Origin of the sequence: Serratia sp. M24T3, from assembly GCF_000257645.1 — a bacterium.
Classification (GTDB): Bacteria; Pseudomonadota; Gammaproteobacteria; order Enterobacterales; family Enterobacteriaceae; genus Rouxiella.
The window spans coordinates 329156-345146 of record NZ_AJHJ01000001.1 but is presented as its reverse complement, the minus strand read 5'-3'; the positions used below and the strand labels follow the sequence as shown (position 1 = coordinate 345146).

19 protein-coding genes are annotated in these 15991 nt (G+C 50.9%); 15 read left to right on the top strand and 4 right to left on the bottom strand.

What is annotated here, in order from left to right:
* Nucleotides 1–100: 100 nt before the first annotated feature.
* The 3 genes from SPM24T3_RS01420 (at nucleotide 101) to SPM24T3_RS01410 (ending at nucleotide 2324) form a co-directional block, all read left to right on the top strand.
* Nucleotides 101–1561: an NAD-dependent succinate-semialdehyde dehydrogenase gene (locus tag SPM24T3_RS01420; protein ID WP_009634898.1), complete on the top strand. Its 1461-nt coding sequence runs from the start codon at nucleotides 101–103 to the stop codon at nucleotides 1559–1561.
* Between the two features lie 89 nt (nucleotides 1562–1650).
* Entirely contained in the window at nucleotides 1651–2040 is a 390-nt protein-coding gene (locus SPM24T3_RS01415; protein WP_237712955.1) for a ribonuclease domain-containing protein, read from the top strand.
* A gap of 5 nt (nucleotides 2041–2045) precedes the next feature.
* Nucleotides 2046–2324, top strand: coding sequence for a barstar family protein (locus tag SPM24T3_RS01410; RefSeq protein WP_009634896.1), 279 nt, complete (start codon nucleotides 2046–2048; stop codon nucleotides 2322–2324).
* A gap of 206 nt (nucleotides 2325–2530) precedes the next feature.
* On the opposite strand, the gene yjgA is transcribed toward SPM24T3_RS01410, so the two are convergent.
* Nucleotides 2531–3079: a ribosome biogenesis factor YjgA gene (yjgA, locus tag SPM24T3_RS01405; protein ID WP_009634895.1), complete on the bottom strand. Its 549-nt coding sequence runs from the start codon at nucleotides 3077–3079 to the stop codon at nucleotides 2531–2533.
* Between the two features lie 161 nt (nucleotides 3080–3240).
* On the opposite strand from yjgA, the gene pmbA reads away from it, so the two are divergent.
* From pmbA to SPM24T3_RS01345, 12 genes are all read left to right on the top strand, one after another.
* Entirely contained in the window at nucleotides 3241–4581 is a 1341-nt protein-coding gene (pmbA, locus tag SPM24T3_RS01400) for a metalloprotease PmbA (protein ID WP_009634894.1), read from the top strand.
* Nucleotides 4582–4767: 186 nt separating this feature from the next.
* Nucleotides 4768–5154, top strand: coding sequence for a cytochrome b562 (gene cybC, locus SPM24T3_RS01395; protein ID WP_009634893.1), 387 nt, complete (start codon nucleotides 4768–4770; stop codon nucleotides 5152–5154).
* Nucleotides 5155–5451: 297 nt separating this feature from the next.
* The gene (locus SPM24T3_RS01390; RefSeq protein ID WP_009634892.1) at nucleotides 5452–5772 is read left to right on the top strand and encodes a PRD domain-containing protein; all 321 of its coding nucleotides are present in this window, start codon (nucleotides 5452–5454) and stop codon (nucleotides 5770–5772) included.
* Nucleotides 5773–5829: 57 nt separating this feature from the next.
* Entirely contained in the window at nucleotides 5830–6195 is a 366-nt protein-coding gene (locus SPM24T3_RS01385; protein WP_009634891.1) for an SFCGS family glycine-rich protein, read from the top strand.
* Nucleotides 6195–6491 (top strand): DUF4312 family protein, encoded by a 297-nt coding sequence (locus SPM24T3_RS01380; RefSeq protein WP_009634890.1) that lies wholly within the window; start codon nucleotides 6195–6197, stop codon nucleotides 6489–6491. Before SPM24T3_RS01385 ends, SPM24T3_RS01380 begins: the two co-directional genes overlap by 1 nt.
* An 80-nt stretch (nucleotides 6492–6571) precedes the next feature.
* The gene (locus SPM24T3_RS01375) at nucleotides 6572–7348 is read left to right on the top strand and encodes a DUF4311 domain-containing protein (protein WP_009634889.1); all 777 of its coding nucleotides are present in this window, start codon (nucleotides 6572–6574) and stop codon (nucleotides 7346–7348) included.
* A gap of 13 nt (nucleotides 7349–7361) precedes the next feature.
* Nucleotides 7362–8009 carry a DUF4310 family protein gene (locus SPM24T3_RS01370; RefSeq protein ID WP_009634888.1) on the top strand — a complete coding sequence of 216 codons (648 nt, stop codon included), beginning with the start codon at nucleotides 7362–7364 and terminating at the stop codon, nucleotides 8007–8009.
* A gap of 38 nt (nucleotides 8010–8047) precedes the next feature.
* Nucleotides 8048–9187, top strand: a complete 1140-nt coding sequence (locus SPM24T3_RS01365; RefSeq protein ID WP_009634887.1) for an amidohydrolase/deacetylase family metallohydrolase — start codon at nucleotides 8048–8050, stop codon at nucleotides 9185–9187.
* Nucleotides 9171–10289, top strand: a complete 1119-nt coding sequence (locus tag SPM24T3_RS01360) for a DgaE family pyridoxal phosphate-dependent ammonia lyase (RefSeq protein WP_009634886.1) — start codon at nucleotides 9171–9173, stop codon at nucleotides 10287–10289. Before SPM24T3_RS01365 ends, SPM24T3_RS01360 begins: the two co-directional genes overlap by 17 nt.
* A complete protein-coding gene (locus SPM24T3_RS01355; protein ID WP_009634885.1) occupies nucleotides 10286–11026 on the top strand; it encodes a KDGP aldolase family protein in 741 nt (246 codons plus the stop codon). Before SPM24T3_RS01360 ends, SPM24T3_RS01355 begins: the two co-directional genes overlap by 4 nt.
* A gap of 56 nt (nucleotides 11027–11082) precedes the next feature.
* The gene (locus SPM24T3_RS01350; RefSeq protein WP_009634884.1) at nucleotides 11083–12282 is read left to right on the top strand and encodes a lactonase family protein; all 1200 of its coding nucleotides are present in this window, start codon (nucleotides 11083–11085) and stop codon (nucleotides 12280–12282) included.
* Nucleotides 12283–12295: 13 nt separating this feature from the next.
* Entirely contained in the window at nucleotides 12296–14212 is a 1917-nt protein-coding gene (locus SPM24T3_RS01345; protein WP_037377295.1) for a transcription antiterminator, read from the top strand.
* A 47-nt stretch (nucleotides 14213–14259) separates the two neighbouring features.
* Here SPM24T3_RS01345 and npr read toward each other — a convergent pair whose 3' ends face one another.
* Genes npr through ptsN form a run of 3 tightly spaced genes read right to left on the bottom strand, consistent with a single transcriptional unit; the run spans nucleotide 14260 to nucleotide 15931 of the window.
* Nucleotides 14260–14532 carry a PTS phosphocarrier protein NPr gene (gene npr / locus SPM24T3_RS01340; RefSeq protein ID WP_009634882.1) on the bottom strand — a complete coding sequence of 91 codons (273 nt, stop codon included), beginning with the start codon at nucleotides 14530–14532 and terminating at the stop codon, nucleotides 14260–14262.
* Nucleotides 14533–14559: 27 nt separating this feature from the next.
* Complete coding sequence (rapZ, locus tag SPM24T3_RS01335; RefSeq protein ID WP_009634881.1) at nucleotides 14560–15414, bottom strand: RNase adapter RapZ; 855 nt, start codon at nucleotides 15412–15414, stop codon at nucleotides 14560–14562.
* Nucleotides 15415–15460: 46 nt separating this feature from the next.
* Nucleotides 15461–15931: a PTS IIA-like nitrogen regulatory protein PtsN gene (gene ptsN / locus SPM24T3_RS01330; RefSeq protein WP_009634880.1), complete on the bottom strand. Its 471-nt coding sequence runs from the start codon at nucleotides 15929–15931 to the stop codon at nucleotides 15461–15463.
* Between the last annotated feature and the right edge of the window lie 60 nt (nucleotides 15932–15991).

Below are 15991 nucleotides of genomic sequence, written 5' to 3'. Positions count from 1 at the left end.
TACGCCTACAGTGAGGGTTTTAATGACTATACTTAATCATTAATTATCTTTGGTTTTACGGCCAGAAACCGACGGCCCTCGTTCAGGAGAAACACTCATTATGTCTGCTCAACAGAAGAAAATTTCCGAACACAATTTGTTTAAAACTGGCTATTTTGTTGCTGGCCAGTGGAAAACTGCCAGTGAAACTTTCGATGTCGACAACCCTGCAACGGGTGAAGTTGTCGCGAAAGTCGCGCGGGCGGGCAAAGCCGAAACTGAAGCGGCGATTAAGGCGGCCAGCGACGCATTCCCGGCCTGGCGTAAAAAAACGGGAAAACAGCGTTCCGAGATCCTCAATCGCTGGTATCAACTGATGCTGGAGAATAAACAGTTTCTCGGCGAACTGATGGTTGCCGAGCAAGGCAAGCCACTGAAGGAAGCGCTGGGTGAAGTCGAATACGCCGCGAGCTTCCTGCAATGGTTTGGCGAGGAGGCAAAACGCGCCAACGGTGAAATCATCCCGCCGGTAAAAGCAGGATCCCGGATTCTGGCAACTCGCGAGCCGGTTGGGGTTGTAGCGGCTATCACGCCGTGGAATTTCCCGCTGGCGATGCTGACTCGTAAGCTTGGCCCTGCATTGGCCGCCGGTTGTACCGGATTAATCAAACCGGCCAACAATACGCCGCTGTCAGCCTTTGCTCTGCTGGAGCTGGCTAAGCAGGCAGGCGTGCCGGACGGCGTGCTCAATGGTGTTGCCGGAGACACTTCAGCCATCAGTGACGCCATTATGGCCAGTAGCGCGGTGCGCAAAATTTCTTTCACAGGCTCGACTGCGGTAGGTAAAACCCTGGTGCGTAACAGCGCCGACACCATGAAAAAAGTGTCGATGGAGCTGGGCGGCAATGCTCCTTATATCGTCTTTGACGATGCCGATATTGATGCCGCACTGGAAGGCGTCCTAGCCTGTAAATTCCGTAATTCCGGCCAGGTTTGTGTCTCGATTAACCGAATTTACGTGCAGGACGGTATCTATGACACCTTTGTCAGTCGTCTGGCCGAGGAAGTTGGCAAACTTAAAGTAGGTAATGGCATGGACGAAGGAGTTATCGTCGGTCCGTTAATTAATATTAAAGGTCTTGAAAAGGTCGAAGAACACGTTAAAGATGCTCTAGAACACGGCGGAAAACTGCTGGTGGGTGGCGAACGTCACAAGCTGGGGGGGAATTTTTTCCAACCTACGGTGATTGGCCTCGCCAATGACCAGATGAAAGTCGCCGCCGAAGAGACCTTTGGCCCGCTGGCTGCCTGTTTCCGTTTCAAAACGGAGGAAGAAGTGATTGAGCGAGCCAACAATACCGAGTTTGGTCTGGCCGCATATTTCTATTCGCAAAACCTCCAGCGAGTGTTCCGCGTTGCCGAAGCCATCGAGAGCGGCATGATCGGCATTAACGAATGCTCTCTTTCAACGGAAGTGGCCCCGTTTGGCGGGGTGAAAGAGTCCGGGCTGGGCCGTGAAGGTTCAGTGTTGGGGCTGGAAGAGTATTTACAGGTTAAAACTCTGCATCTGGGTAATCTGTAACGTAAATGGTTTAATTTAGAAAGTAGGTGACAATGAGAGCAGTAAACACGTGGGTTCGGGCTCATTTGCTATTGGCGGGGCTGCTGGTCATGTTCTGCGGCAGTGCATCGGCGAAAATGAGTTTTTTCCATCCTGCGCAAGGGAATATTGAATCGCTGACGGCGGAGAATACCGTGGTCAGCTATTTGCAGCAGAATCACCGTCTACCAGACTATTTTGTCACCAAGAAACAGGCACGCCAGGCTGGATGGGACGCGCGATCCGGCAATCTTTGTCAGGTATTGCCGGGCAAGGCAATCGGTGGCGATCGTTTCTCCAATCGCGAGAAAACGCTGCCGTCTGCGCCCGGTCGAGTTTGGCGTGAAGCGGATATTAATTATCACTGCGGACGACGCGGTGCCGATCGCATATTATTTGCCAATGATGGCCTGATTTATGTCAGTCGCGATCACTACAAGAATGTTGTGCGGGTGGAGTAAATCAAATGAAAAAAGTGGTCTTCGATTTCAATCATATCCCCGACTTGGCAGCCTTCTATGCCGATTTTGCCCGCCAGTTCGGTATCGGCGATCATTTCGGTGCCAATCTTGATGCCTTATGGGATGAGGTTACAGGTAGCATTGAGCTGCCGGTCGAAATTGATTTCACAAATCTGAATGCTGCCCGTAAACGCAAGTTCGGTTCACTGGTGCTGTTGTTTGAAGAGGCGGAGGAGGAGTTAGACGGTGCCTTCACCTTCAATCTTTTTCCCCTGCGTAATTGAAGCTGTAGCTGTGTTAGCGTACCTGAATGTTGAACTATGATTTTTCAGAAACTAACCATTATTCAATCATTTAGTCATCCAATGGAATAACCCAGTAATTGACGCTGTAGCAAGGCGGCAAGCAAACGAATCCCGATGAGCTGACACAGGTCAGTGATTCGGGTGAGTGAGCGCGGCCAACACAGCTACAGCTTCAATAACGCAGGTTAGTCCCGGGCTTCGGCAAGCTCACGAAGATACTGGAAGATCTGGCGATAAGCCTTGGGTGGCTTGTTCGCAGCTTTCTCTTTTTGCGCGTTACGCACCAGAGCACGCAGCTGTTGGCGGTCGGCTTCAGGATAGAGATCCAGAACGGTCGGGATCACATCGTCGCCTTCTTCAACCAGACGGTCACGCAGTACTTCAAGCTTGTGGAACAGCGAAACCTGTTGGTTGTGGCGGTTTTTAAGCTTGTCGAGCGCAGTCTGAATCGGGTCTATGTCGCGCGAACGCAGCATTTTACCGATAAGTTGCAGCTGACGACGGCGGCCTTCTTTTTTAATTTTCTGAGCTAAATCAATCGCTGCGCGCAGATCTTCATCAAGTGGCAGTTTGTCGAGTGAGTTTTTACCCAGATCAACCATCTCGGCACCGAGATCTTTCAGTGCTTCGGCATCGCGTTTAATTTCACTTTTGCTGACCCAGATGATCTCTTCATCTTCTTCGTTGTCCTCTTCAGGAACATCGTCGAGCCAGTCTTCTATTTTCTTAGTCATTATGGATCCTTAAAATTCTTGGCCGCATTATCGCACGGTTGGCAACAAAAGACCCAGCCGGAATGCGAAATTGTACTAAGTCTCTGTTAGACTCTGAAGAATATGGAACTAATTAACTCCAACTTTTTACTTAAAACCTTATTCAAAAGAAGGGCGGGCTGATGAACGTAACCACTCAAGTGGCAGAGCAACGTAAAACGCTGGAACAGGCCGTAGCGCAGGCCCTGGAGTTAGCGAAAGCCGGTTCTGACGGTGCGGAAGTGGCGGTCAGTAAAACTACCGGTATCGGGATTAGCACCCGTTTTGGCGAAGTTGAAAACGTTGAATTCAATAGCGATGGTGCACTGGGCATTACTGTCTATTATCAGCAGCGCAAGGGCAGCGCGTCCTCGACCGATTTGAGCCCCGATGCTATCGCACGTACCGTGCAGGCGGCGCTGGATATCGCACGCTACACCTCTCCAGATCCTTTTGCAGGCGTGGCCGATAAAGAGCTGCTGGCTTTCGAAGCACCGGATCTCGACCTTTTCCATCCTACCGAACTGGACGCCGATCGCGGGATTGAGCTGGCCGCACGCGCTGAACAAGCGGCTTTGGCTGCGGATAAACGCATCACTAACACCGAAGGCGGCAGCTTTAACAGTCACTATGGTCTTCGCGTATTTGGCAACAGTCACGGGATGCTACAAAGCTACTGCTCGACGCGCCATTCGCTTTCGGCATCGGTCATTGCAGAAGCGGCCGGCGATATGGAACGCGATTACGCTTATACCATTGCTCGTTCAATCAATGACTTGAAAAGTCCTGAGTGGGTGGGTGCCGAATGCGCACGCCGCACCCTGTCACGCTTGAGTCCTCGCAAGTTGCCGACCATGAAAGCACCGGTGATGTTTGCAGCCGAAGTCGCGACAGGCCTGTTTGGTCATCTGGTCGGGGCCATTAGCGGTGGCAGTATTTACCGTAAATCGTCCTACCTGCTCGATAGCCTGGGCAAACAGATTCTGCCAGACTGGATTACCGTTGAAGAGCATCCGCATTTGCTGCAAGGGCTGGCGTCTACGCCGTTCGACAGTGAAGGTGTACGCACTCACCGTCGTAATATCGTCGAAGACGGCGTTCTGCAAACCTGGCTGTTGACCTCTTATTCGGCGCGTAAACTGGGTCTGCAAACTACGGGTCATGCGGGCGGCATCCATAACTGGCGCATTGCGGGTCAGGGTGATGACTTTAACGCGATGCTGCGCAAGCTGGATAAAGGCCTGCTGGTGACTGAATTGATGGGGCAGGCGGTAAGCGGCATTACTGGAGATTATTCCCGTGGCGCAGCCGGTTTCTGGGTTGAAAACGGTGAGATTCAGTACCCGGTAAGTGAAATCACTATCGCCGGTAATCTGAAAGATATGCTGCGTAATATGGTCAGCATCGGCAGCGACATTGAAACCCGCAGCAATATCCAGTGTGGTTCGATTATCCTGCCAGAGATGAAAATAGCCGGCGAATAATTTTCCAGGATCTTCAAACAGCGGCGTGCCATTCGTCGCTGTTCTCCCCTCTGCACGACTTCACGTTCTGAATATTCTTTACAAAAAACTGATGCCACTTTGCCGCTGTTACATCTATGTTAATAACAGCAATAGTCACACAAATAATGTCGTTATTTCCTATAAAAATACAAATGGAAGGTGAGCATGCACAAACATGTGATTGCAATAGCTACAGTGGCACTGCTGGGTTGGAGCGTACAGACGCTGGCGGCAGATTTAGAAACGGATATGGACACCATTTCCGATAACTACAGTAAAGTCATGAAAACCGATAATAAAGCCGACTTTATTGCCGGTCTGGCGAAAATGAAAGCCGCGGCGGAAGATGCCAAAAAATCCAAGCCACCAAAACTGGACTCGAAACCCGATAACAGCCCAGAGATTCAGGATTACCACAAAGGTCTGGATAATCTGATTAGCCACATTGACAAGGCGTCTGAGCTGGCTAATGCCGGTAAGATGGCCGATGCCAAGAAAGAGGCCGATGGTCTTAAAGCTATTCGCAACGAAAACCATAAGAAATTCAAATAACCTACGAAATGATTTAGGGTGGGAGGCCAGCGTCTCCCATCCAGTATTTTCCAGTCATTTACACTGCCAAATCCGATCCAGCCAGCTCATCTAACTCAGGTATTCTATTTTTGAGAAATAGATCTACTTGATGCCCGCTATTTCCAGTTTGAACTGGAAAAAAACAGTCTACACAGGTCTTGTCCCTGCGAGTAGGGTAAGAACAGATGAAAGGTTATTGCCATAACATCATTTTAGAGCACGCATTTTGTCAGTAAAAATAGGATCGCATCTGTAAAAGGGGCAGAGCAGATTGTTATGAATAATGCACTTGAATTAAAAGATGCGCCAGAAAGAACCGAGCAGTTATTAGCAGATATTCAACGAATGTTGAATGCCGAGAATATATTTACTAATGACGTTCAGCAGCAGATGTTGACCTCTCATGTAAAAGCGATGGTGTTACGCTCAATTACCGGCGAACCTTTACCCGAGGTTGAAAAGGAACTTTTTGATGAAATTTCGCCAGAGTCAATGAAGATGGCCGAAGAGGTGGTCAATTGGCTAGGAAATTTACCGATTGAGGAAGCGTATTTACTCTCGGTACATTTTGAAGTGGCGAAAGACAATAATCACTGATCGACTTTTATTTTTAACCTTACAAATTAATAAACAACTTATCTGGAGATTCAAATAATGGGACAAGTCATCGTAGTAATTGGAGATCGCTTAGGTAAAGGCCAGAAAGTTGCTGCAGGTGTGGAAGCCGCGGGCGGGAAAGCCATTGTTATTCCTGGCGTTGCAGCTGATATGAAACTGGGCGACGTGATGAACGCGGAAGGAGCCAGCTTTGGTATCTCTTTCTGCGGCAGCGGCGGCGCGGGTGCTATCACGGCACAAAATAAATATAAATATAAAGCAAAACACGGCATGCGTTCAGTGGATGAAGGCGTGACGGCAATTAACGAAGGCTGCACTGTATTGGGTTTTGGCTTTATGGATAAAGAAGAGCTGGGTCAGAGATTAGTTGAAACTTACATTAAGAAAAATGGCCAATCGTAATGAAGCAACAATTAACCACGACGGTAAGAGTTGAGGGCAAAGGCGAAACCAAGGCTGCGGCTTTTTCGTCGGCGTTGAGTCAGGTACAACGAACCGTTCTTAAATCTACTGATAATATTTTGCTGCGCATTGAGCCGCAGGACGTCAAAGTCATTACAGCAGAAGAGAAGATCACTCACGAAAAGTTTTTATTCTTTTTTCTGCCAAGAGAAAGGAAGAGTTATCACGTGGCGTTAGATATTACCGTCAACATGACAGTAATTAATACTGAGCAGGTCATATTCACCAAGAAATAAAGGCTCGACAGGTTTAATGCTGCCTCTGCAAAGAATGCAACCTTGCCCGCACGAGTCAATATAATCACAAGGATAACCTGATGTTTCTAATTATCTTATTTAAGTCGCTTATTATCGGCGGACTGGTAGGGGTTGGCGTAGGTGCAGGTGCTGCACGTATGTTCCATGCTCCGACCGTGCAAGGAATGGGGGCTTTTCGTACGCTTGGGGAACTCAACTCCTGTGAAGGCGATCCTGCCTCACACTTCTCTTTCGGACTGGGCTTCTTCTTCAACGCCTGGGCGTCCTCAGTGGCGGCCGGTTCCTTCACGCAGGATGTCGACCACCGCATTATTCCAAACTGGGCCGCGGCCGTGTTGATGATGAAAAATCGCAACGTGGCCGAAACCCTGCACGATCCGCGCAAAATGGCGATCGCGGGTGGCATCATCGGCATGATCGTGGTGGCTTTCCTGAACACCACGGCCTCTGCCGTACCGCCTGCATTGCAGGTTACCGCCATCAAGGTGCTGGTGCCTGCGGCCAACCTGCTGGTTAACACCGTAATGCCGGTAATTTTCTGGCTTGCGGCTATCGATGCAGGCCGTCGCTCCGGCTTCTGGGGCACCATTTTTGGTGGGCTGGCTCAGTTGATCATGGGCAATGCTGTGCCGGGTCTGGTACTGGGGATCCTGATCGGCAAAGGCGTAGAAGAGGGCGGCTGGAACCACGTCACTAAAGTCATGATGGGCGCTATTATCGCGCTGTTCGTGCTTAGCGGCTTCTTCCGTGGCTTCGACGTCAAACTGTTGCAGTCCTTCATGCTCAACGTGCCGACCTGGCTGAACGGCATTCACAACTCACTCAGCGGCAAATAAGGGGTTCATGACAATGGAAGAACAAGCCAAAACCGGTTTCTGGTACGCCGAGTGGTCATTCCCGATCTTTGTCGGGCTACTTTCCGCCGGGGTATTTGCCGGTACACACATGTATTACCTATACGGCATCGGTGCCTTCAACGAAGTGGCGTTTGTGTCAATGTTGCGTTCGGGCATGGACACCGGCGTATATGGCGCGGTAGCCGCTTTCGGTGCCAGCTTCCTGTTTGCGCGCATCATTGAAGGCTCGCTGGTGGGGATTCTGGACATCGGCGGCGCCATTCAAACCGGCATCGGCCTCGGCGTTCCCGCGCTGCTGCTAGGCTCGGGGATCCTGTTCCCGGTGACCAACTTCGCGGCTTCACTGGTAACGGGTTTAGTCCTCGGACTGGCCGTGGGTTACATCATTATTTTGGCACGTAAGTTCACCATCAATCAGGGTAACTCGACTTACGGCGCTGACGTGATGATGGGCGCAGGCAATACCACGGGGCGTTTTCTCGGGCCACTGATTATCCTGTCTGCAATTTCGGCCTCGATACCGATCGGTTTGGGATCACTGCTGGGCGCGCTGGTGTTCTATCTCTGGAAGAAACCGCTGACTGGCGGCGCGATCCTCGGTGCAATGATCCTTGGGGCCATCTTCCCGATTTCACTGTAATGGTCTAAAAATGCACAGGTTTCAAGGAGAAATGCCGTATGTATGATTTGATTGTCAGACAAGCCAAAAAAACAGACGGCAGCCTGATTGATATTGCGATTCTGGACGGCAAGCTGGCGGCAATTGGCCAACTTGCTACCACAGAAAGCGCCAGGAGAATCCTCGATTTAGAGGGCAAATGTTGGGTCAGCGCAGGGTGGATCGATTCCCACGTGCATTGCTATCCAAAATCGCCGATTTATCACGATGAACCTGATTTGATCGGAGTCGCCAGCGGTGTGACCACGGTTATCGATGCCGGTAGCACTGGTGCGAACGATGTCGATGATTTCTATCGTATTACTCGCGATGCCAAAACTAACGTCTACGCCTTTTTGAACATTGCCCGCACCGGTATTGTCACGCAAAACGAACTGGCCGACATGACACAGATAGACAAGGTGGGTGTCCGTCAGGCGATTGCCAACAATCCTGGTTTTATCATTGGCCTCAAAGCGCGGATGAGCAGCAGCGTCGTGGGCAAAAATGGTATTCAACCTCTGGTGCGCGCCAAAGAAATTCAGAAGGAAAACAATCAGCTGCCGTTGATGGTACACATTGGTAACAACCCACCCAATTTGGATGAGATCGCCGACCTGCTGGCATCAGGCGACATTATCACCCACTGCTTTAACGGTAAGCCTAATCGCATTCTGACCCCGGAAGGACAGCTGCGCGACGCGATCAAACGCGCACTCGAACGCGGCGTAAGGTTGGACGTCGGGCATGGTTCAGCGAGCTTCAGTTTTGCGGTTGCCGAAGTGGCGATCAAGCAGGGCATTATTCCGCACACCATCAGCTCGGATATTTACTGCCGCAATCGGATCAACGGCCCGGTGCATAGTCTTGCGACGGTGATGTCTAAATTCTTTAGCGTTGGCCTCACGCTGGCGCAAGTTATTGATTGTGTTACCAGTCATGCCGCGCAAGCGCTGCGCCTGCCCAATAAAGGTCGCCTTGAAGTGGGCGGTGATGCCGATCTGACACTGTTTGCCGTTGAGCATGCACCGCAGATATTTGTCGATTCAGAAGGTCAGTCGGTCAAGGGCGACCGCATTCTGGTGCCACTGGCGGCGGTTGTTGCCGGTGAGCCGATATTAACGGATGAAGGGAAGTCAAAAAATGTCTTCAATCTATGAAAAGTATGATTTAAAACAAGTGATTAATGCCTCTGGCCGCATGACGATTCTCGGCGTGTCCACTCCGCGTGCGGACGTGGCTGAAGTCGTAAATTATGGTCTGAATCATTTTTTCGAAATGAAAGATCTGGTCAATAAGACCGGCGCCTATATTGCCAAACTGTTGAACGTTGAAAACGCGGTTGTGGTTTCCTGTGCCTCGGCGGGCATCGCGCAATCCGTGGCGGCCATCATTATTAAAGACGATGCCTGGTTACTGGAAAATCTGCATGCCGTACCACTGACCGTGGCCAATGAAATCGTACTGCCTAAAGGTCACAACGTTAACTACGGCGCGCCGGTTGCGACCATGGTCAGCATGGGTGGCGGTAAAGTGATCGAGGCCGGTTATGCCAACGAATGTTCTGCTGCACAGCTGGCTGCGTCCATCACAGCGCGTACCGCAGCCATCTTGTATATCAAATCCCATCACTCGGTACAGAAAAGCATTCTGTCGGTGGCCGAAGCCGCTGAAGTGGCTCGCGAACACCAACTCCCGCTGATCGTTGATGCAGCGGCAGAAGAAGATCTGACCTGCTACTACCAGATGGGCGCAGACCTGGTGATTTACAGCGGTGCAAAAGCATTGGAAGGCCCGACCAGTGGATTGGTGTTGGGCAAAAAGCAGTACGTTGAATGGGTGAAGCTGCAATCCAACGGGATTGGCCGTGCCATGAAGGTCGGCAAAGAGGGCATTCTTGGGCTAACTCAGGCGATCGAAAGTTACATCAGCCAGCCAAAAACTACCGGCCAGGAAATGGTCGATAAAATGACGCCGTTTATCAACAGCCTTAACGATTTGGACGGAGTTTCGGCCAAAGTAGTGTGGGACAGTGCCGGGCGTGATATTGCGCGTACAGAAATCACCTTTGACGAAGCGCAGCTAGGGTGGAAAACCAAGGCCATTGTCGATGCGATGAAGACGGGCGAAATTGCGATTTATTTCCGTGGCTATCGCGCCAATGAAGGAAAGATTGACGTCGATGTCCGTAGTGTAACGCCGTCGCAACTGGTTACCGTAGCCGAGTGTTTTAAAGCCTTGTTTAGTGGAGAGAAAGCATGAAGCTGACCCCGAATTTTTATCGCGATCGCGTTTGCCTCAACGTGCTCGCCGGTTCGAAAGATAATGCCCGTGAAATTTATCAGGCGGCTGAAGGTCACGTGCTGGTTGGCGTGCTGTCAAAGAATTACGCCGACGTCGAGAGTGCCGTGGCAGACATGAAAGAGTATGCCGCGCTAATTGAAAACGCGCTTTCCGTTGGACTGGGGGCGGGCGATCCGCGTCAGTCTCTAATGGTCAGTCAAATTTCTCGGCAGGTTCAACCACAGCACGTAAATCAGGTATTTACCGGCGTCGGCACCAGCCGCGCGTTGCTGGGCCAAAACGACAGCGTGGTCAATGGACTGATTTCCCCGACCGGCAAAGTGGGTCTGGTAAAAATTTCCACTGGCCCACTGAGTTCAACTGCCAGCGACGGCATTGTACCTGTCGACACGGCAATCGCGCTGCTGAAAGACATGGGTGGCAGCTCGGTGAAATATTTCCCGATGGGCGGCCTGAAAACTCGTGAAGAGTTTGCCTGTGTGGCCCGCGCCTGCGCGGAGCAGGATTTCTGGCTGGAACCGACCGGCGGTATCGATTTGGAAAATTTCGAAGCGATTATGGAAATCGCTCTTGAAGCCGGAGTCAGCAAAATCATTCCACATATTTATAGCTCGATTATCGACAGTGCCAGCGGCAACACCCGCCCTGAAGATGTCAGAACCTTGCTGGCGAGTGTGAAAAGGCTTTTGGCCTGATCGGATTTTTCGGGTTGTAAGCGGTTGTTCTTTCCATTAAAAGCATAAGAGGAACTATGAGAAACTGGCTACGTATTTCAGGTTTAACCTCAGCGTTGCTGGCAGCTTCTGCCACCCCGCTGTATGCAGCAGAGAAGGCAATGACTCCCGAGACATCTCATTATGCCTATGTAGGCACTTACAACCCGAACGGCGAAGGCGTTTATCGCTTTAAGGTTGATGCCAAATCTGGGGCGCTGAGCGACAAGACCTTGGTCAGCCAACTGCCGAACCAGTCGCAGATGGTGGTGGGGCATCAGGGCAAAACTCTGTATGTCGGCAGTGAAGTCGACAATTACAACGGCGGCAAGCACGGTTCAGTCGCCGCCTATCATATTAATCCCGAAGATGGCAGCCTGAGCCTGATTAATCAGGTCGATTCCCAGGGTGCGGGTCCGGTATATCTTTCACTGACTCCGTCAGGGGATCATCTGCTGGTCGCGAACTATATAAGCGGTGTCGTGGCGGCCTTCCCCATTGACAGCAGCGGCAAGCTGAGTGATGCCAGTTCGGTGCATCAGGATTCTGGTCCTGCGGGCGCGGGAAAACCCGCTGCGGCAGCCGAGGGCAGCTTTGCCATCAGCGATCATAATGGTCCTCATGCCCACATGATTGCCACCGCTCCTGGCGGCAAGTTTGTTTTCTCAACCGATCTTGGTTTGGACAGAATTTATCAGTGGAAGCTTAATCCGGCAGATGGTCAGCTGGTGGCAAACGATCCGCCGTTTATCAATGCCTCATCTGCGGGAGCAGGTCCACGCCACTTCGTGTTCCATCCCAACGGAAATATTGTATTTTTGGTCAATGAAGAAGCCTCGATTCTGACCAGTTATCGATTCGACAAGAGCAAAGGCACGCTCACCCAGCTGCAGAGTCTTTCCACGCTACCGCCCAACTTCAAAGGGACCAACTTTGCAGCCGGGATAGTACTCAGTAAAGACGGCAAGCATTTATATGTCGCGAATCGCCTGCACAACAGCATTGCGCAAATTAACGTCACCGGCAGCGGTGACATGCACTGGGCCGATGAGTTCTGGACGCGAGGCGATTATCCGCGCACGCTGACGTTATCCGCCGACGGCAAATACGTTTATGCCATGAATCAGCGCAGCGATAACATCACTCGATTCAAAGTTGAGAGCAGTACTGGAAAATTAATTTTTGTCGACGATTATACTGCGGTTGGCAGTCCGTCGCAGATGGTCATGGTGCCTTGATAACAGAAGGTTTATGGTGAGATTTCCCTATCAACGATTAGCCGTATTGTTTGATGCCTTGCAGTCGGAAACGCTGCCTCAGGATGAGCTGGCGAAACGCCTGGCCGTTTCGACGCGCACGGTGCGCGCCGATGTCACCGCGTTGAACGAAATCATGCAGCAATACGGCGCGTGCTTTGTGCATAATCGCGGCAGCGGCTATCAGCTGAAAGTGGACGATGCTGCGCTGTTTTCCATGCTGCAGCAGCCCGCGCGGCCTGCTAACCCGACGCCGCGCAGTGCTGCCGAGCGGGTAAACCGGTTGCTTATCCGCTTTCTCACCTCCTCCTTTTCCTTAAAACTGGAAGATCTGGCCGACGAATGGTTTGTCAGCCGGGGAACCCTGCAAAATGACATGCCCGATGTCCGTGAGCATCTGGCGCGTTACCATTTGAATATCGAGGCCAAACCGCGTTACGGCATGAAGCTGTTTGGCTCCGAACTGGCTATCCGCGCCTGCCTTACCGATTTGCTGTTTCAGCTTAACAGCGATGATCAAATCAGCCCGTTCCTCAAGGCTGAAAGCCTCGAACCCGAGGCACTCCAGCCACTGACCGATTTTATGCATCAGCTACTGTTGCAGTCGTCGATTCAACTGACCGACGAAGGCGAAAAGTATCTGATTCTTTATTGCGCAGTGGCGGTGAAGCGCATTGCCGGTGGGTATCCGCTGACTGATTTCGATGCGGAAGAGCAAGAGCCGGGCGTGAAGAATATCTCGGTTATGCTAGCCGCCGAGCTGAAAAGAATGGTCGGTAAAGAAATTCCTGCTGCCGAAGAGGCTTATTTGCGGGTAAATATTGCGGCCAGAAGGGTACAAAGTATTCTACCCACTGATATTAACGCTGACGACGAGGAGTCGCTGGTCGATTATATCTTGTCGTATATCAATGCTCACTATAACTATGATCTGCAAGGTGATAAGCAGCTTCGATCAGATTTGCTGACTCACATCAAAGCGATGATCACTCGGGTTAAATACCAGATCAATATTCCTAATCCGCTGCTGAATAACATCAAACAGCATTATCCGATGGCTTACGACGTTACGCTGGCTGCCGTTTCAAGCTGGGGAAAATATACCCCTTATAGTCTGAGCGAAAATGAAATTGGCTTCCTGGTGCTGCATATCGGTGTCGGACTTGAGCGGCATTACAATATCGGCTATCAGCGCCATCCACAGGCGATGCTGGTGTGCGACACCGGTAATTCCACCATTCGGATGATCCAGGCTCAGATTAGCCGAAAATTCCCACAAATTGTTATTACTCGCGTTATTTCGCTGCGAGATTACGAAAAGCTTCAGCATATCGACGAAGATTTCATCATCGCCAATGCGCGCGTTGCAGAGCGTAATAAGCCGGTGGTGGTCCTTTCTCCATTCCCGACTGAGTTCCAGATGGAGCAATTGGGAAAACTGGTGCTAGTGGACCGTACGCGGCCATATATGCTGGAAAAATTTTTCGACCAGCGCCACTTTATGCGCCTTGATGAACCTATGACTCAGGCGCAGTTGTTCCGTAAAGTGTGCAGCCAGCTTGAGGAAGAGGGGTATGTTGATGAGGAGTTTCACCCTTCGGTGGTTGAACGCGAAGAGATTGTTTCGACCATGCTGGGTGAAGGGATCGCGCTGCCGCACTCGTTAGGACTGTTGGCCAAAAAAACGGTGGTAATTACCGTGCTCTCACCCCAAGGCATCAAATGGGGGGATGGCGAAACGGCGCATGTCATCTTCCTGCTGGCGATAAGCAAGGCCGATTATGAAGAAGCAATGGCGATTTATGATCTGTTTGTCACTTTCGTGCGCGAGAGATCGATGAGCCGCCTGTTAACCAGCAAGAGCTTCGATAGCTTCAAGGAGATTGCGATAGATTGTTTGAGCCGAATTTAAAAGGATTTTTCTCAAACAGGGCGGCGTCTGCGGCCCTGTCAAAAGGCTTAGTCTTCATCAAACCCTGAATTTATCAGGTTGATGACAGCCTCCAGCGCTTCTGCTTCATCGGGACCGGTGGCTTCGATTTCAATTTCTTGACCTTTAGGGGAATCGAGCATCAGCAACGCAATAACGCTGCTTGCTTCGGCCTCAATACCCGCGTCGTTACGCAGCATCACTTCCGATTCAAAACTTTGTACCAACTCGAACAGCTTCATGGCCGGTCTTGCGTGCATTCCCAGCCTGTTTTTAATCTCAACCTTTTGTTTTATCGACATAACTTTTACCGTTATAAAGAGAAACTGTCACGATTTGCGCTTTTCAAGCGTGCGGTGGCGGGACTGTACGTTCTTGCCACGGGAACGAAAATAGTCCGCGAGCTGCTCGGCCACGTAAACCGATCGATGCTTACCCCCCGTACAACCGATTGCTACCGTTAGATAGCTACGGTTATTGGTTTCCAGCATCGGTAGCCATTGCTCGAGATAGCTGCGCGTTTGATAGATAAAATTATGAACTTCAGTATGGCGATCGAGGAAGGCGGCAACGGGTTTGTCCAGGCCGGTCATCGGGCGCAACTTCGGGTCCCAATGTGGATTTGGCAGGAAACGAACGTCGAACACGTAATCTGCATCGATAGGAAGGCCATGTTTGAAACCAAAGGATTCAAACACCATCGTCAATTCGCGCTCGCGTTTGCCCAACAAACGGGTGCGCAGCATTTCAGCCAGTTCATGCACTGACATCTCGGAAGTATCGATAATCAGGTCAGCGCTTGAACGCAATGGCTCAAGCAGCTCGGCTTCTTGATCAATCGCGCTTTCAAGAGACAGATTCTTGCTGGAAAGAGGGTGCAGACGCCGAGTATCGCTATAGCGACGGATCAGCGTGTTGCGATCGGCATCCAAAAACAGCAGCTGTGGCGAGAAGCTGTCCGGAAGCTGAGTCATGGCATGTTCGTAAACTTCAGGCGTCTCTGGCATATTGCGCACGTCGATACTTACTGCGGCTGAAGTATTACGTTCGGCCAACTCTCTGGCGAGCTGAGGCAGTAAAACGACCGGCAAATTATCAACGCAATAAAAGCCCATATCTTCCAGCGCACGGAGGGCAACGGACTTCCCGGAACCAGAACGGCCGCTGACAATCATCAGCACCATTATATTCTCTCCCAAAAATACTTTTGTCTTTCAAGTTATAGGGGTGCTACTCGTCTTCGGTAATAATCTGGAATAACTCTTCGTCGCTTTGTGCCCCGCGCAGACGTCGACACACTGCTTTATCAGCCAGCTTTTTGGCGACCAGAGACAGAGTATGTAAATGGGTTTTACATTGATCTGCAGGAACCAACAAGGCAAAAAGCAGGTCCACCGGCTGATTATCCACTGCGTCGAAAGCAATCGGCTGTTCGAGTTGGATGAATACGCCAACGGCTCGCAACGTGTCTTCTTCGAGTTTTCCATGAGGGATCGCGATCCCAGCACCAATCCCGGTACTGCCCATGCGTTCACGGGTCAGAATGGCATCGAAAATCACCTGTGGCGAGAGGTTCAGCTGTTTGGCTGCCAGTTCGCTAATGATTTCCAGTGCGCGTTTTTTACTGGCGCAGTGAACGTTGCTCTTGGTGCATTCGGCATTTAATACCGAGGTCAACTGCAGTGCTGTATCGTTAATCATCTCATTTTCACTTAGACTGATCCCAAAGATTTATCGGCTCGCACTTTACCCTCTTAACTT

Bases quoted from the DNA above. Each gene is read 5' to 3' on its own strand.
- SPM24T3_RS01420 (WP_009634898.1), top strand. From the start codon at position 101: ATGTCTGCTCAACAGAAGAAAATTTCCGAACACAATTTGTTTAAAACT.
- SPM24T3_RS01415 (WP_237712955.1), top strand. From the start codon at position 1,651: ATGTTCTGCGGCAGTGCATCGGCGAAAATGAGTTTTTTCCATCCTGCG.
- SPM24T3_RS01410 (WP_009634896.1), top strand. From the start codon at position 2,046: ATGAAAAAAGTGGTCTTCGATTTCAATCATATCCCCGACTTGGCAGCC.
- yjgA (WP_009634895.1), bottom strand. From the start codon at position 3,079: ATGACTAAGAAAATAGAAGACTGGCTCGACGATGTTCCTGAAGAGGAC.
- pmbA (WP_009634894.1), top strand. From the start codon at position 3,241: ATGAACGTAACCACTCAAGTGGCAGAGCAACGTAAAACGCTGGAACAG.
- cybC (WP_009634893.1), top strand. From the start codon at position 4,768: ATGCACAAACATGTGATTGCAATAGCTACAGTGGCACTGCTGGGTTGG.
- SPM24T3_RS01390 (WP_009634892.1), top strand. From the start codon at position 5,452: ATGAATAATGCACTTGAATTAAAAGATGCGCCAGAAAGAACCGAGCAG.
- SPM24T3_RS01385 (WP_009634891.1), top strand. From the start codon at position 5,830: ATGGGACAAGTCATCGTAGTAATTGGAGATCGCTTAGGTAAAGGCCAG.
- SPM24T3_RS01380 (WP_009634890.1), top strand. From the start codon at position 6,195: ATGAAGCAACAATTAACCACGACGGTAAGAGTTGAGGGCAAAGGCGAA.
- SPM24T3_RS01375 (WP_009634889.1), top strand. From the start codon at position 6,572: ATGTTTCTAATTATCTTATTTAAGTCGCTTATTATCGGCGGACTGGTA.
- SPM24T3_RS01370 (WP_009634888.1), top strand. From the start codon at position 7,362: ATGGAAGAACAAGCCAAAACCGGTTTCTGGTACGCCGAGTGGTCATTC.
- SPM24T3_RS01365 (WP_009634887.1), top strand. From the start codon at position 8,048: ATGTATGATTTGATTGTCAGACAAGCCAAAAAAACAGACGGCAGCCTG.
- SPM24T3_RS01360 (WP_009634886.1), top strand. From the start codon at position 9,171: ATGTCTTCAATCTATGAAAAGTATGATTTAAAACAAGTGATTAATGCC.
- SPM24T3_RS01355 (WP_009634885.1), top strand. From the start codon at position 10,286: ATGAAGCTGACCCCGAATTTTTATCGCGATCGCGTTTGCCTCAACGTG.
- SPM24T3_RS01350 (WP_009634884.1), top strand. From the start codon at position 11,083: ATGAGAAACTGGCTACGTATTTCAGGTTTAACCTCAGCGTTGCTGGCA.
- SPM24T3_RS01345 (WP_037377295.1), top strand. From the start codon at position 12,296: ATGGTGAGATTTCCCTATCAACGATTAGCCGTATTGTTTGATGCCTTG.
- npr (WP_009634882.1), bottom strand. From the start codon at position 14,532: ATGTCGATAAAACAAAAGGTTGAGATTAAAAACAGGCTGGGAATGCAC.
- rapZ (WP_009634881.1), bottom strand. From the start codon at position 15,414: ATGGTGCTGATGATTGTCAGCGGCCGTTCTGGTTCCGGGAAGTCCGTT.
- ptsN (WP_009634880.1), bottom strand. From the start codon at position 15,931: ATGATTAACGATACAGCACTGCAGTTGACCTCGGTATTAAATGCCGAA.